Here is a 14,220-nt window from a genome sequence, read left to right on the forward strand (position 1 = left end):
TCGCCCGCTACAGGGGCATCGGCGCCATGTCGCACTCGATCCGACGGCGCTGCCGGGCCGCGAGGAGCCACGGATGGTCGGCGCGGACCACGCGGGCGAACCCGTCCGTCGCCTTGCGCTGGAGCTCGTCGGCCTCCGCCCCGCGTCCCAGACCGCGCAGGTCGAGACCGAGGTTCGCCATGCAGGAGAGCGTCAGCGGGTGCTCCTCGCCCGCGACCTCGGCGAGCCGCGCCAGGTTGGCCTGATCGATTTCGTGCGCCCGTTCGAAGTCGACGCGCGCATAAGCCGTGTTGGCCTGCCCGATGGCCACCGTGAGGGTGGTGACGTGCTGGGGACCCACCCCTTCCGCCAGCCGGCTCGCGGCGTCGTCCTCCAGCTCCTGAGCCTGGTCCAGGGCGCCCTGCGCACGCAGCGTGGCGGCCAGGTTCGCCTTGGTCAGCAAGGTGTAGGCGTGGTTCGCACCGAGGCGCTGCTCGAACCGCCGCAGCGTCACCTCCGCCAGCCGGCGGGAGCTGTCGAGGTCACCGGCCAGCCGCTGGTCGACGGACACGTTGGTCGCCGACGACATGGCGTCGAAGTGGTCCGGACCGTAGCGGGCGATGAAGCGCCGCAGCGTCTCCTCCGCGAGTTTCGCCGCCTCCGCGTGTGCCCCGTCACGGCGTCGGCAGACCGCGAGGTTTCTGGCGACCCGCAGGGTCAGCGGATGCTCCTCGCCGAGTTCGCTGCGTGCCCTGCGGTACGCGTCCTCCTGGAAGTCGCGGGCGCCGGGGTAGTCCCCGCTTTCCCGCATGTCGATGGAGAGGGCGTTGAGGGTGTTGAGGGTGAAGAAGCTGGCCGGGCCGAACAGCAGCTCACGCTGCTGGGCGTTCTCCTGGTCGAGCGGCAGCGCCTCCCCGAACCGGCCGCACAGCCGCAGGGCCACACCCCAGGCGTGGGTGGCGCGCAGGGTCATCGGGTCGTCCGGCCCGAACAGGGACCGGGCCAGCTCGGTGGCCTCCTGGGTCAGGGCCCGGGCTTCCTCGAACCGGCCCTGGTAGCCGTGGGCGTCGGCCATCTCGCACAGCGAGTCGATCAGGTTCTCCGGGTCGACCTCGGTCCTGCGGGAGATCTCCAGGGCCTTCTCGGTGAGCGGAATGGACTCGGGGACCTGGCCGATCTGCCGCAGCAGGAACCCGAGGCTCTTCATCATCCGCAGGACGTTGACGTCCTCCTCGCCCGACGCCGCGATCCAGGCACTCCAGGCCTGGCGGGCGAAGTCGGCGGCGCCCACGTGGTCTCCCCAGTAGTAGAGGAACCACACGGTGTCGAAGACCAGCTCCCGCACATAGGTGTCGGTGCTGCTCACGGCCTGGGAGGTGAGCACGTGCGGCAACAGCGCCTGGTACGCGCGCCATTCCAGCGACGAGCCGTAGGGGCCCGGCTTGGCGGCCGAGAGGAGTTGATGCGCGGCGTCCCGCATCCGCTCCCGTTCCTCGGCGCTCAGCTTGGCCAGGAGCACGGTCTGGAGCAGACGGTGCATCTGGAGGGTGTCGGACCGTGGGTCGACCTTGACCAGGGAGAACTGGCTGAGGTCGCGGACGGCGCGGTTCAGTTTGATCGACTCGCGCAGCAGGGGGTCGACCTCGGGCGTGACGTTGACACCGCGGCTGCCGCGCAGCATCGCCCGGGGGATGGGCTCGGGCGCCATGCTGGCGCAGATGTCGAGCAGCTGCCGCGCGCCCGGGTTGTTCTCCTTGATCCGCTCCAGCGAGATGTCCCAGGCGGCCGCGACGGAGACCGGGTAGTCGGGGGCCGGGTCGAGTTCGAGGATCTCGGGGCTGCGTGCAGCGAGCAGATCGAGGTACTCGTCGACCTGCATTCCGGTGACCGCTCGCCACGCTCCCGCCTGCTCGACCGCGAGCGGCAGGTCGCCCAGCGCCTCCGCGAGCCGGTCGGCGTCCTCTGTGGACAGGTCGGGCGACCGCTTCTGGAGGAGTTCGACCGATTCCTCGCGCTCGAACACGTTGACGGGCAACGACGTGGCCACCCTCTCCCACGCACGGTTCCGGGACGTGACGATGACCTTGCCCGGGCCGTTGGTCGGGAAGAACTGGCGCACCGCCTCGACGTCTTCGGCGTTGTCGAAGACGAGCAGCCAGTTGTCGTAGGGCGCCCCGGTGCGCAGGGCCTCCAGTACGGCCGGCACGGCGGTGTTGGCGGCGGGGGCGCCGAGGTCCTGCCCGGTGGGAGCGACGCCCAGCTGGGCCGCCAGCTGGGCCAGTGCGGCGAGGATGAGGCTCTCACGCTCGGCGGGGATCCAGCAGATCACCCGGTAGTCGTGCTGGTGGGTGTAGACGTACTCCAGTGCCAGCTGTGACTTGCCGACGCCGCCGAGGCCGTGCAGGGCGTTGGGCAGCACCGCCGCCGTGTCCTGCGCCCCCAGCTGCTCCTCCACGGCACTCAGCAGCGCCTGCCGGCCGACGAACGAGGTGTTCCTGAGGGGAACGTTCACCAGGAGGGCGGGCGCTGACGAGGTCGTCATGGTGCTCGGCATGGGGGGCTCAGCCTCCGGGGGTTCTTGTGGGGTGACGTCGGATACCAGGGGTGGCACGGGGGGTTCTCCAGACTCGTTGGGGCCGTTCGACGGTGGCAGACTTCCCGATCCGTCGGACAATCCCCCACGATCCGCGTTGTTCACCTCAGAGAGTGCAGTCTCGGACATTCCCGGACTCACTCGTTCGGTGGCACCCGGCCCCCGGGCCCGGGCCGGTCCGGGCTCGATCCGGCGGGCCCGCTCGGAGTACGGCCCGGAGAGCGCGCGCATCACGGCCAGCTCGCTGCGCACCCAGCCCCGCTCGGCCGCGTCGGGCAGCGTCGCGCCCATCGGGTCGCGCAGTGCGGCGCGCAGCGCGACTCCCCGGGCGCCCGCGGCGGGCAGCTCGCCCACCACGCTGACGGTGTGCGCGAGTTGGCTGCGGGTGGTGGTGGCGAGCAGTTCCTCACGGACCCCGTCGGCGAATTCGGGGTGCCCCTCGCCGTCGCTGTCCCAGTCGATCAGCCCGCCCATCAGGATCTCGGCGAGGTGGTCCGGGCCGGTCTCCGGCATGGTGCGCCGCCGTAGCTGCTCCACGAGGTCGAACTCGAAGGGGACGGCGGCGAGCTGGGTGGCCAGCCGGCGTGCCGCCGGGGTGGCGAGGGTGAAGAAGCGACGCACGGCGGCCTTGGCGGCGTGTGGGAAGCGCGGGGCACGCAGTCCGGGGGCGGGCGAGCCCTTGGTGAGGGTGCCGGCCAGGACGACCGGCAGGGCGCGGCGCACTCCGCGCTCCCCGGTGACGAGATCGGCCCAGGCTGTGAGGGAGCCGGGCTTCAGGGAGAGCACCGGCACGGGCACGGAGCCGTCGCCCGCGTCGGGCAAAGGCCGCAGGGGGTCGGGGCCGCCGGGCGGCGCCCAGTGTTCGAGTCCGTCGTTGGCGGCGCCGAATCCGCCGGCCTCCAGAACGGCCGGGTGGGGGTAGAGCGAGGTGCGGTGGCGCAGATGCGGCGGCAGGAGGTGCACCAGCGCCGTGGGGCCGGCGTGTGCGAGCCGGCCGAGCAGGTCGTCGGCGGCGGGCGCGGCCCAGCCGGGGGCGAGGCCGTCGGTGACGACGAGGAAGACCCGGTCACCGCGCCCGTCGAGCAGTTCGGCCGGGTCGGCGGCGGCCCGGCCGGTGGCCCAGCGCAGGGTGGCGGTCCCGGCACGCGGCAGGTGCACGCCGACCGTGCGGACGGCCCGGAAGGCGCCGCTGTGCTCGGCGGCCCGGGCGAGACGGGCGGTGGACTCGTCCCAGATGCGCAGGGTCGGCGCGTCGTCGACGAGGACGACCAGGTCGAAGGCGGCCGTCCGGGCGGGCCTCAGGAAGGGCATCCACAGGCCGTCGACGACCCCCTGCTCGGCGGTGGTGTCCTCGTCGAGTTCCAGCGCTTCGCGGGAGGGCACACGCCGGGCCAGTTGGTGCAGCGCGCGGGCGAACAGGGCGGTGGTGCGCCCAGGGGCGTGCTCGGGACGGTCGTCGGCGGGCAGCAGCGGCTGTCCGAGGCGCAGGGTGAAGCGGCCCTCGGCGTCGGGTAACAGGCGGGCCGCGACAGCCGGCTCTCCGGGCAGAGCGGGGCCGGCAACCCAGGGCTGCGGACGGTCTCCGGGTTCCTCCGCGGCAGCCGGGGAGTCGGGGGTGACGGGCGTTTGCGGGGGGCGTACGGCGTCGGGGGCGGCATCAGCGGGGCGGGGCTCGGCAGCCGGCGGCGAGTCCGGCTGGTCCGCCCGGTCCCGGTCCCGTTCCTCCGCCGCCCGGGGAGGCACGGGAGGCGGTGCCGCGGGTGTCACCTCACGGTCGGGTACCAGCTCCGGGCCGGAGGGGGCGGGGCCGCCGTGGCGGTTCCAGTACGCGGCGAGCCAGACCGCGTCGGCGACGTCCTGCCAGCGCGGGGCGGGCGTCTCCGGGGCGTCCGGGACCGTCGCTCCGTGCTGCGCCGCCTGGTCGGCGGACTCGGGGAACGCCGAAGGGGGCGACGACCCCGAAACGGGAAATCCGTCGCCGAGCCCGGATGCGTGCTCCCTGGGATAGCCCTTCATTCAGCGGCCCTTCGCGAGGTCGCGCAGGAGCATTTCCACGAGCTTACGCCCGTCACCGTCCGCCTGGAAACCACCCGTGGTAGTCATATGGACGGCGCTGAGTAGCTGGTCCAGTGAGTGGGTGCCGCCGGACTGGACGCGCTGGACGAACAGGTCGACCAGGTCCTCCGTGCCCTGCGGGCGCGTCCCGAGGTGCCCTTCGACCATGGCCAGGAGTTGCTCCCGGGTGGGTGTGCGCATCTCCAGGGGCAGACAGCGCCGGCGGAAGGCCGCGGGGAATTCGCGTTCTCCGTTGCTGGTGATCACCACGACGGGGAACTCCCGGCACTCGACCCGCCCGTCGCCCACATCGGCGCGCCCCCCGGGGTCACTGGTGTGGACGCTCGTGGTGTCCGCGGCGTCGCGCACCAGCTCGGGGACGTCATAGCTTCCGTTCTCCAGGACGTGCAGCAAGTCGTTCGGCAGGTCGATGTCGCTCTTGTCGAGCTCGTCGACGAGAAGCACCCGGGGTCGATCGTAGGGCAGCAGCGCGGTCCCCAGGGGGCCCAGCGTGATGAAGTCGCCCAGAACCGGGGGAAGTTGACGAGGTTTTTGAGGAAGCGCCGTGTTGACGTCCGCGGCGGCGGCGACCTCGTCCGGATCCGGCTCCCACGCCGCCGCGTGCCGCAGCCCGGCCCGCCAGGCGGCGATGGCCTGGGCCCGGCCCATGGCGTCGTGGGCGTAGAGGCCGTCGCGCAGGGTGGTGCGGCTGACGATGTTCCACTCCAGGACGCGGCCGAGGCCGAGCTCGCGGGAGATGAGGTAGGCGAGGGTGGACTTGCCGACGCCGGGCGGGCCGGTGATCAGCAGGGGCCGGCGCAGCAGCAGGGCCGCGTTGACGATGTCGATCTCCTCCTCGCCCAGCTGCGGGGTGACGTCGCCCGGACCCATGCGGCGCAGCGCGGCCTGCGGGTCGGCCGGCGGCACGGGCCGGGGCGGTCCGCCGCGGAACCGGCGCCAGGGCGGCGGCTCGGGCAGTGCGGGTGGTTCGGCGGGGGCGCTGCCCGTGCCGTGGAAGACCCGCCAGCCGTTCGGGGCCGTCTGCTCCTGCGCGCTCATGCCGGTGCCTCCTCGCTGGCGAGATCGCCTGGGTCGGTGGGCTGAACATCGACGGGACGCGTCGGATCGTCCCAGAAAAATCCGATATGTCTGCCGAGGAGCTCTCCGGGCCCCCGGCCCTCGCTCTCGGCGTTCCTGCGCAACAGGTGCACGGCCACCGGGATCCTCGCCGGGGTGGGTGCCGCGGCGAACAGGGCGGTCACGACCTCGCGGCGCTCTTCGCGGAAGACACCTCTGCGGTCCCAGATCGCGATTCCTATCCCTTCCGCTATGGCGGCCTTGAGGGCCTCCAGTGCCAGGACGTCGGTCGGGGCGTCGAGCACCACGGCCGTATGTCGTGGTTCCCCGGCGAGACCGGACTGCCACGCGCCGAGCCGCCCGCCGTCCGGTGCGCGCCAGCCGTGCACCAGGACGCCGTCCTCGCGCAGGGTTCGCCAGCGTTCCCGCCACTGGTCCCGGACCAGGGCGTCGTCCGTGCGCATCCGCTCCAGACTCCGCAGATGCACCCCGTACTTCAGGCTGAGCGGAAGCGGCTGCCCGTCGCCGATCCGGAAGGTCAGACCGGCCACATCGTGGTTGAGAAGGTCGTACGGGAGGACGAACTCGATGTACGGCGGCGGCTGCCGGCGTCCACTCGGGTCGGGGTCTCGGGGCGCCGACCAGAGGCGGGCGCCCTGTCGTAACGCGCGCTGGACCGCCGTGCCGAGCTCGTCGAGGGTGGTCGTGACGGGTTCGCCGGGCTGGGGGTTCCAGCGGCCGGGGACGGTGTTGAGCCAGGGGCGGACGACGATCTCGCCGGTGCCGTCCCGGGTGGGTTCGACGGCGACGACCAGGCAGCGCGGGATGTCCGGATCGCTCGTCACCGTGCCGCGCGCCTGCCGGCGTTCCTCCATCGCCCCGGTCAGCCCGGCGCGCCGGGCCCAGTCGTCGGCCCAGCCGGTCAGGGCGGTGCGGTGCGCGGGGGTGGTGGCGAGCCGGGCGGCGTGGTCGGCCAGGAGGACGGCCGGGGGCAGCCCGTCCGGCTGGACGTTCCAGTCGAGGACATGGGCGAGGAGTTGCTCCGGGGTGAGTCCGGTGGGCAGGTCGAGCCCGTTGAGTTCCTCGACGAGGGCGTCGCGCAGCCGGGCCGCCGGCAGGTCGCCCTGGGCCAGGAGGGCGCGGGCGCGGGCCGCGTCGTCGCGGGTGAGGGGGCCTTGCAGGGCGGGGGGCGGGGCGGGCGCCACCCACCGGGCGAGCAGCTGGTCGAGCTCGTCGCCCGCCAGGTCGCCCTCGAGGATCCGCACCACCTCGACGAGCACGCGCTCGCCTCCCGGGATGTTCAGCGCGGCGCGCACCAGCAGCACCACGTCCTCGCGCAACTTGACGCCGCGCAGGTCGATCTGACGTCCCAGCAGGTCTCCGAGGACGACACCGAAGTGCAACCGCCCCTGGGCGTCCTCCATGCAGCCGAGGCCGCACAGCTCGTTGGTCAGCCCCAGCAGCAGCCGTAAGCCGTCCGCACGCCCGGACCCGCCCTCGGGTTCGCCGAACCCCGCGTGTGTCTCCACCGACTTTCCCCCTGAGCCGGTACACCTGCCTGACCGACCAGCGAAGTTAGCACGGCAACCAGCGGTTAACCAGGGACGAATGGGACCGGAAGGGCGACGTCCGGCCAGGAGCGTCCCAGGCGGGACAAGCCTGGCCGGAATCGTGTGCCCTCAGGTTCACAGCCTCGGGTCGACGGGCTCCGACTCCAGCGCCAGCACCCCGAACACCGCTTCGTGCACCCGCCACAGCGGCTCGCCCTCGGCCAGCCGGTCCAGGGCCTCCAGGCCCAGGGCGTACTCGCGGATCGCCAGGGACCGCTTGTGGTTGAGGAACCTGGAGCGCAGGCGGGCGAGGTTCTCCGGGCGCGTGTACTCCGGGCCGTAGATGATCCGCAGGTACTCGCGGCCGCGGCACTTGATGCCGGGCTGCACCAGGCGGCCCTGGCCGTCACGGACGACCGCGCCGACCGGCTTGACGACCATGCCCTCGCCGCCGCGGCCGGTCATCTCCAGCCACCAGTCGACACCGGCCCGTACCGACTCCGGGTCGGCGGTGTCGACGTAGAGCCGCCGGGTGGTCTGGAGCAGGCCGCTGCCGTCGTGCTCGACGAGCCGGTCGAGCAGGGCGAGCTGCTCGTCGTGCGGCAGGCCGGCGAGGCTGCGCCCCTGCACCGCGAGGATCTGGAACGGTGCCAGGCGCACGCCGTCCAGGCCGTCCGTGGTCCAGCAGTAGCGGCGGTACGCCTCGGTGAACGCGGCCGCGTCAGCGGCTCGTTCACCGGTGCGGGACAGAAGGCCCGCCACGTCGACGCCCCGCGCCGCCGCGCCCCGCAGCGCGACCAGCGCCTGCGGGAGCACCGCGCCGGACGCGGCGCCCACGGCGGCGTACTGCGACCGCAGCAGCCCGGACGCCTTCAGCGACCAGGGCATCAGCTCGGCGTCCAGCAGCAGCCAGTCCGTCTCCAGCTCGTCCCACAGTCCCGCCTCGTCGATCGCCGTGCGCAGCCGGCCGAGGATCTCCTCGGTGAGCGCCTCGTCGTCGAGGAAGGGGCGGCCGGTGCGGGTGTAGAGCGACCCGGTCGGGCCGTCCACGCCGAAGCGCTTGCGGGCCGCCTCGGCGTCGCGGCACACCAGGGCCACCGCCCGCGAGCCCATGTGCTTCTCCTCGCACACGACACGCGCGACACCGTCGTCCTTGTACTGGGCGAACGCCTCCGCCGGGTGCTCCAGGTAGCCCTCGACGTGACTCGTCGCCGTCGGCGCCATGGTCGGCGGGAGGTACGGCAGCAGCCGCGGGTCCACCGCGAAGCGGCTCATGACCTCCAGGGCCGCCGCCGCGTTCTCCTCGCGGATCGAGACGCGGCCCTGGTGCCGGGTCTCCACGACCCTGCGGCCCCGCACGTCCGCCAGGTCCAGCGGACGGCCGTCCTGCCCGCCGGGCGCCTCGCTGCGCAGCGGCTTCGCCGGCTCGTACCAGACCCGCTCCGCCGGGACGTCGGCCAGCTCGCGCTCCGGCCAGCGCAGCGCGGTGAGCTTGCCGCCGAAGACCGCGCCGGTGTCCAGGCAGATGGTGTTGTTGAGCCAGGTCGCCTCGGGCACCGGAGTGTGGCCGTAGACGACGGCGGCCCGGCCCCGGTAGTCCTCCGCCCACGGGTAGCGCACGGGCAGGCCGAACTCGTCGGTCTCCCCGGTCGTGTCGCCGTACAGGGCGTGGCTGCGGACGCGGCCGGAGGTGCGGCCGTGGTACTTCTCGGGCAGACCGGCGTGGCAGACGACCAGCCGGCCGCCGTCGAGGACGTAGTGGCTGACGAGGCCGTCGAGGAACTCCCGTACCTCGGCGAGGAACTCCTCGCTCTCGCCCGCCATCTGCTCGATGGTCTCGGCGAGGCCGTGGGTGTGCTGGACCTTGCGGCCGCGCAGGTAGCGGCCGTACTTGTTCTCGTGGTTGCCGGGCACGCACAGGGCGTTGCCGGACTTCACCATCGCCATCACGCGGCGCAGCACGCCGGGGCTGTCCGGGCCGCGGTCGACCAGGTCGCCGACGAAGACGGCCGTGCGGCCCTCCGGGTGGCCCCCGTCGACGTAGCCCAGCTTGGCCAGCAGCGCCTCGAGTTCGGCGGCGCAGCCGTGGATGTCGCCGATGATGTCGAACGGGCCGGTGAGGTGGGTCAGGTCGTTGAAGCGCTTCTCGGTGACGATCGTGGCGTGCTCGACCTCGTCGACGCCGCGCAGGATGTGCACCTTGCGGAAGCCCTCGCGCTCCAGGTGCCTGAGGGAGCGGCGCAGTTCGCGGGTGTGGCGGTGGATGACCCGGCGGGGCATGTCGGCGCGGTCGGTGCGGGCCGCGTTGCGTTCGGCGCACACCTCCTCGGGAACGTCGAGCACGATCGCGATGGGCAGCACGTCGTACTGCTTGGCCAGGTCGATGAGCTGGCGGCGCGCGTCGGGCTGCACGCTGGTCGCGTCCACGACGGTGCGGCGGCCGGCGGCGAGGCGCTTGCCCGCGATGTAGTGCAGGACGTCGAAGGCGTCCTTGGTGGCGCTCTGGTCGTTCTCGTCGTCCGAGACGAGGCCGCGGCAGAAGTCGGACGAGATGACCTCGGTGGGCTTGAAGTGCCTGCGGGCGAAGGTGGACTTGCCGGAGCCGGTGGCCCCGACCAGCACCACCAGGGACAGGTCGGTGACGGGCAGCACGCGCCCCTGCTGTGTGTCGGTCATGCCGCCTTCGCCTCCTTCGGCGTGGTCAGGGTGAACACGGCCATCTGGGTGGGCGGCCCCACCTCCGGGTCGTCGGGGCCCACGGGTTCGAACGCGACGCCGTAGCCGTGCCGTTCGGCCACCGCCTCGGCCCAGGCGCGGAACTGCGCGCGGGTCCACTCGAAGCGGTGGTCGCCGTGCCGGACGTGACCGGCCGGGAGGGACTCCCAGCGCACGTTGTACTCGACGTTCGGGGTGGTCACGAGGACCGTCCTCGGACGCGCCGAGCCGAACACCGCGTACTCCAGGGCGGGCAGCCGGGGCAGGTCGAGGTGCTCGATGACCTCGCTGAGCACGGCGGCGTCGTAGCCCTTGAGCCGGACGTCGGTGTACGCGAGGGAGCCCTGGAAGAGCTGGACGCGGGAGGCCTGCCGCTCGCCCATGCGGTCCAGCTTGAGGCGCCGGGAGGCGATGATGAGCGCGCGCATCGACACGTCGACGCCCACGATCTCGGTGAACGCCGGGTCCTTGAGCAGGGTCTGCACCAACTGGCCCTGCCCGCAGCCGAGGTCGAGGACCCGGGCGGCCTTGGACTGCCGGAGCGCCGTGACGATCGCCTCGCGGCGCTGCACGGCCAGCGGGGTCGGCTTCTCCTCGGCCTCGGTCTCCGCCTCGACGGCGTTGTCGATCTCCTCGACCTCGCTGTCGTCGGCCTCGGCGAGCCGCACCAGCTCCAGGCGCTCGGTGGCCTGCCGGGTCAGCGACCAGCGGCGCGAGAGGTAGCGGCTGGTGATCAGCCGCTGCTCCGGGTGGCAGGGCAGCCAGCCCTCACCGACGCGCAGCAGCTTGTCGACCTCGTCGGGGGCGACCCAGTAGTGCTTGGCGTCGTCGAGGACGGGGAGCAGGACGTAGAGGTGGCGCAGGGCCTCGGCGAGGGTGAGCACGTCCGATTCCAGGACGAGGCTCACGTACCGCGAGTCGCCCCACTCGGGGAACTCGGTGTCCAGCGCCACGGGTTCGACGGCGACCGTCCAGCCGAGCGGCTCGAAGAGCTTGCGTACGAGGTCGGGGCCGCCGCGGGCGGGCAGCGCGGGCACCTCGACGCGCAGCGGCCTGGCCTGGCCGGGGAGTTCCGGCCGGGCGTTGCAGACGCCCTTCATCGCGCTGGAGAAGACGCTGCTCAGCGCCACGGCGAGCAGGGAGGAGGCCGCGTAGGGGCGGTCGTTGACGTACTGCGCGAGTGCCGCGTCCGGGGCGCCGCCGCGGCCCTTGCCCTTGCCGCGCCTGACCAGTGCCACCGCGTCGACCTCCAGCAGCAGCGCCGCGGTGCAGCGCTGGGCTTCCGCCTCGGGGTAGAGGACGTGGGCCGTGCCGTAGGAGGTGGAGAACGCCTGCGCCTTGTCGGGATGCTTGTGCAGCAGGTAGCCGAGGTCGGTGGCGGGGCGCTCTGGGGTGCCGGTGGTAGTGATGGTCAGGAACATGCGGAGGGCCTCTCCGGCTGGGTGGATGTTCTCGGGGCCGTACGCGCGAGAGCCCCCAGGATGGTGATCCTGGGGGCTCGGCAGGACGACGCCCACAGCTTCGCACACCTGTGCCCACCAGCGCCTTCGTTTATCGAGGGCGGTTCGGCGGGCCCTCTACGACAGCTGCGACTGCACCTGTGCGGAGATCAGCTCCAGGTGGTCGAGGTCGTCCAGGTCGAGAACCTGGAGGTAGATGCGGCGAGAGCCGATCTCGGCGTAGCGGCCGATCTTGTCGACGACCTCGGCCGGGGAGCCGGCCAGGCCGTTGAGCTTCAGCTCGTCCACCTCGCGGCCGATCGCGGCGGCCCGGCGGGCGACCTCCGCCTCGTCCCGGCCGACGCAGACGACGAGGGCGTTGGAGTACGTCAGCTCGTCGCCACCGCGGCCCGCCTCCTCGGCGGCGGCGCGCACTCGGCCGAACTGGCGCTCGCTGTCCTCGACGGAGGCGAACGGCATGTTGAACTCGTCGGCGTACCTGGCGGCCAGCCGCGGGGTACGGGACGGGCCGTGGCCGCCGACGAGCACGGGGATCTTCCGCTGCGCGGGCTTGGGCAGGGCGGGCGAGTCCACGAGGTCGTAATAGGTGCCGTGGAAGTCGTAGGTCTTGCCGGGGTCCGTCGCCCACAGGCCGGTGACGATCTCCAGCTGCTCCTCGAGGCGGGCGAACTTCTCCTTGGGGAAGGGGATGCCGTAGGCCTTGTGCTCCTCCTCGAACCAGCCGGCGCCGAGGCCGAGCTCGACGCGGCCGCCGGACATCTGGTCGACCTGGGCGACCTGGATGGCGAGGACACCGGGCAGCCGGAAGGTGCCGGCGGTCATCAGGGTGCCGAGCCGGATGCGCTTGGTCTCACGGGCGAGTCCGGCCAGGGTGATCCAGGCGTCGGTGGGGCCGGGCAGACCGTCCACGTTGCCCATGCGGAGGTAGTGGTCGGAGCGGAAGAAGGCGTCGAATCCGAGGTCCTCGGTGGCCTTGGCGACGGTGAGCAGAGTGTCGTAGGTGGCCCCCTGCTGGGGCTCGGTGAAGATGCGGAGATCCATGCGTCCATCCTGCACGCCGGGGTGTGCGATCAGGAGGTCGCCTCCCCCGGACCGGCCGGTCCCCGGTCGGGTGAAATTACGTCCATACCGCTGTTCACGCCTGACCCGGCCAGTGACCGGCCCTGGCGGTGATCGTTGGCTCGGGCGGAGCCGGAGCCCCCGGCTTCCGCACCGGGGGGTGGACCGCCGGGGCGTCACCCGCGTCGGCCTCCCCGGGGGCCAGGGGCCGAGGAGGCCGTTCATGTCCGAAGAGACCGTGCCGCAGCAGGGCGGGGCCGGGCAGCCGAAAGGGCTGTTGCAGCAGATGGAGGAGCTGATGGCGGCGTTGAACGCGGATCTGTCCGATCTGCAGACGGAAACGGGGTTCGCGCCCCTGGAACCCAAGGTGGATCAGCGCGGGCCGGAGTAGCCGCTGACGTGTACGGCAGGCGGCGAAACGGCCCGTGGGCCTGCCGGGAATCGCTGGCGCTGCACGTCGGCTCGCCAGCGATTCACAGCCGTCACCTGACCGGCTGCACGTTCATTCCGCCTTCATCCCTGCAAACCGGCACAATCTGGGCATGACTCTCGCTGCCTCGTCCTGGTGGGACGACTGGCCCAAGTTCCTGCCTGGCTGGCTCGCGTTCCTCGCGACGGTCGGCACGTGGGCCCACAAGGCCTGGACCCGGCGTCACAAGGTCGCCCTCGGCCCGGATGACGAGGCCGTGCGCCTGGCACTGACCACAGCCCGAGGTCTGTTCAGAGAGATCATCGATCAGCGCGGGTTCGAGGTGACCTGGTACCTGGCGGAGGAACGGCGAGACGCGGGTCAGCGGCTCAAGGACCTCTCCCGCCGTCGAGACGACCCGCAACTTGTGGAAGCCATGACCCTGGTGGCCCAGGCATGGGCCGACGCCGCCGCCGGCGCACCGCCGAGCCGCATCATGATGACCTATGGGGACGAGCCCCAAACGCCCCGGGAACTGCGCCGCCGCCGGAAACACGACGAGGCCCGGGAACGCCAGGTGGACTCCGCCCGGGTGGGCATCGAGCGGGTGGAGACAGCGCTGGAACGGCTCAACACACTGGAGCGCAAGGCCTTCGGGCGGTCGTGACCGAGCTTCCTAGCCCGCCTCCCTCTCCGGCAGCGTCTGTTCCCGGTCGGCGAGTCTGCGGAGCATTTCCAGGACGCGGTCGCGGGACTCGTCCGCCGCGTCGATGGCCTCCATGCACTGCCAGTACGTGCCTTCGTCGTCGGCGGCGCTGGCCAGGGCGACGAGGGCGATGCCGACCTCACCGAGGAGGTCGCCGAGGTACATCAGGGTGTGGCGGGCCTCGCCCAGCTCGGTGAGCTGGCCCGCCCGCAGCTCACCGGGAGCCAGTTCCGGCGGGTCGAGGACGCCGCAGCCCCGGCCCGCCAGCTCCGTCAACCCCAGTGCCTCACCGCGTAGTTCAGGCGGTCCGGCGACCGCGAGACGGCTGCCTATGGCCTGCGCGAGGGCCTGCGCCTGCCACACCTCGGCCAGGGTCTCCCGCGCGTCGCCGCCCGCCGCCAGGGACCGCCTGCTCGTCACGATGAGCCGCACCGCGTCCATGCGCTGCCCCCGTCTTGTCCGACGCGCTGTGCGCGTCCGTCTGCCTGAACTCCCTTGTTCACTACCCAGAGTGAAGGGGTGTGAGACGAAAAGCCAGAGGAAGACGGAAATCTGCGGACAACAATTCGGAATCGGGCCGCGTTTTGGTTACGCAGCGTACAAGCGGACTGTGCCGC

General features: G+C 72.4%; 9 protein-coding genes. 2 read left to right on the top strand and 7 right to left on the bottom strand.

Features of this window, described 5'->3' with window-relative positions:
- Positions 1–7: 7 nt before the first annotated feature.
- The 6 genes from fxsT to ACIRDU_RS30020 form a co-directional block, all read right to left on the bottom strand.
- The gene (fxsT, locus tag ACIRDU_RS29995) at positions 8–4,588 is read right to left on the bottom strand and encodes an FxSxx-COOH system tetratricopeptide repeat protein (RefSeq protein WP_403585109.1); all 4,581 of its coding nucleotides are present in this window, start codon (positions 4,586–4,588) and stop codon (positions 8–10) included.
- Positions 4,589–5,686: an AAA family ATPase gene (locus ACIRDU_RS30000; RefSeq protein ID WP_403585112.1), complete on the bottom strand. Its 1,098-nt coding sequence runs from the start codon at positions 5,684–5,686 to the stop codon at positions 4,589–4,591. It lies immediately after the preceding gene.
- On the bottom strand, positions 5,683–7,233 hold the full coding sequence (locus tag ACIRDU_RS30005) for a hypothetical protein (RefSeq protein ID WP_403585114.1): 1,551 nt from the start codon (positions 7,231–7,233) through the stop codon (positions 5,683–5,685). Before ACIRDU_RS30005 ends, ACIRDU_RS30000 begins: the two co-directional genes overlap by 4 nt.
- A gap of 156 nt (positions 7,234–7,389) precedes the next feature.
- A complete protein-coding gene (locus tag ACIRDU_RS30010; RefSeq protein WP_403585116.1) occupies positions 7,390–9,930 on the bottom strand; it encodes a polynucleotide kinase-phosphatase in 2,541 nt (846 codons plus the stop codon).
- Complete coding sequence (locus tag ACIRDU_RS30015) at positions 9,927–11,390, bottom strand: 3' terminal RNA ribose 2'-O-methyltransferase Hen1 (protein ID WP_403585119.1); 1,464 nt, start codon at positions 11,388–11,390, stop codon at positions 9,927–9,929. Before ACIRDU_RS30015 ends, ACIRDU_RS30010 begins: the two co-directional genes overlap by 4 nt.
- Positions 11,391–11,546: 156 nt before the next feature.
- Positions 11,547–12,470 carry an LLM class F420-dependent oxidoreductase gene (locus ACIRDU_RS30020; RefSeq protein ID WP_403585121.1) on the bottom strand — a complete coding sequence of 308 codons (924 nt, stop codon included), beginning with the start codon at positions 12,468–12,470 and terminating at the stop codon, positions 11,547–11,549.
- Between the two features lie 241 nt (positions 12,471–12,711).
- Here ACIRDU_RS30020 and ACIRDU_RS30025 point away from each other — a divergent pair, with 241 nt between their 5' ends.
- Together ACIRDU_RS30025 and ACIRDU_RS30030 are read left to right on the top strand one after the other, a co-directional pair.
- Positions 12,712–12,879 carry a hypothetical protein gene (locus tag ACIRDU_RS30025; RefSeq protein WP_403585124.1) on the top strand — a complete coding sequence of 56 codons (168 nt, stop codon included), beginning with the start codon at positions 12,712–12,714 and terminating at the stop codon, positions 12,877–12,879.
- A gap of 151 nt (positions 12,880–13,030) precedes the next feature.
- Positions 13,031–13,564 carry a hypothetical protein gene (locus ACIRDU_RS30030; RefSeq protein ID WP_403585127.1) on the top strand — a complete coding sequence of 178 codons (534 nt, stop codon included), beginning with the start codon at positions 13,031–13,033 and terminating at the stop codon, positions 13,562–13,564.
- Between the two features lie 9 nt (positions 13,565–13,573).
- On the opposite strand, the gene ACIRDU_RS30035 is transcribed toward ACIRDU_RS30030, so the two are convergent.
- A complete protein-coding gene (locus ACIRDU_RS30035) occupies positions 13,574–14,044 on the bottom strand; it encodes a DUF6099 family protein (protein WP_403585130.1) in 471 nt (156 codons plus the stop codon).
- Positions 14,045–14,220: the final 176 nt, after the last annotated feature.

It is taken from the genome of Streptomyces sp. NPDC093598 (assembly GCF_044764825.1).
In the GTDB taxonomy this organism is placed as follows: Bacteria; Actinomycetota; Actinomycetes; order Streptomycetales; family Streptomycetaceae; genus Streptomyces.

What these genes read in the sequence shown, in the direction of transcription:
- ACIRDU_RS30015 (WP_403585119.1), bottom strand. Translation starts at nt 11,390, where the DNA reads ATGTTCCTGACCATCACTACCACCGGCACCCCAGAGCGCCCCGCCACC.
- ACIRDU_RS30025 (WP_403585124.1), top strand. Translation starts at nt 12,712, where the DNA reads ATGTCCGAAGAGACCGTGCCGCAGCAGGGCGGGGCCGGGCAGCCGAAA.
- ACIRDU_RS30010 (WP_403585116.1), bottom strand. Translation starts at nt 9,930, where the DNA reads ATGACCGACACACAGCAGGGGCGCGTGCTGCCCGTCACCGACCTGTCC.
- ACIRDU_RS30000 (WP_403585112.1), bottom strand. Translation starts at nt 5,686, where the DNA reads ATGAGCGCGCAGGAGCAGACGGCCCCGAACGGCTGGCGGGTCTTCCAC.
- ACIRDU_RS30030 (WP_403585127.1), top strand. Translation starts at nt 13,031, where the DNA reads ATGACTCTCGCTGCCTCGTCCTGGTGGGACGACTGGCCCAAGTTCCTG.
- fxsT (WP_403585109.1), bottom strand. Translation starts at nt 4,588, where the DNA reads ATGAAGGGCTATCCCAGGGAGCACGCATCCGGGCTCGGCGACGGATTT.
- ACIRDU_RS30035 (WP_403585130.1), bottom strand. Translation starts at nt 14,044, where the DNA reads ATGGACGCGGTGCGGCTCATCGTGACGAGCAGGCGGTCCCTGGCGGCG.
- ACIRDU_RS30020 (WP_403585121.1), bottom strand. Translation starts at nt 12,470, where the DNA reads ATGGATCTCCGCATCTTCACCGAGCCCCAGCAGGGGGCCACCTACGAC.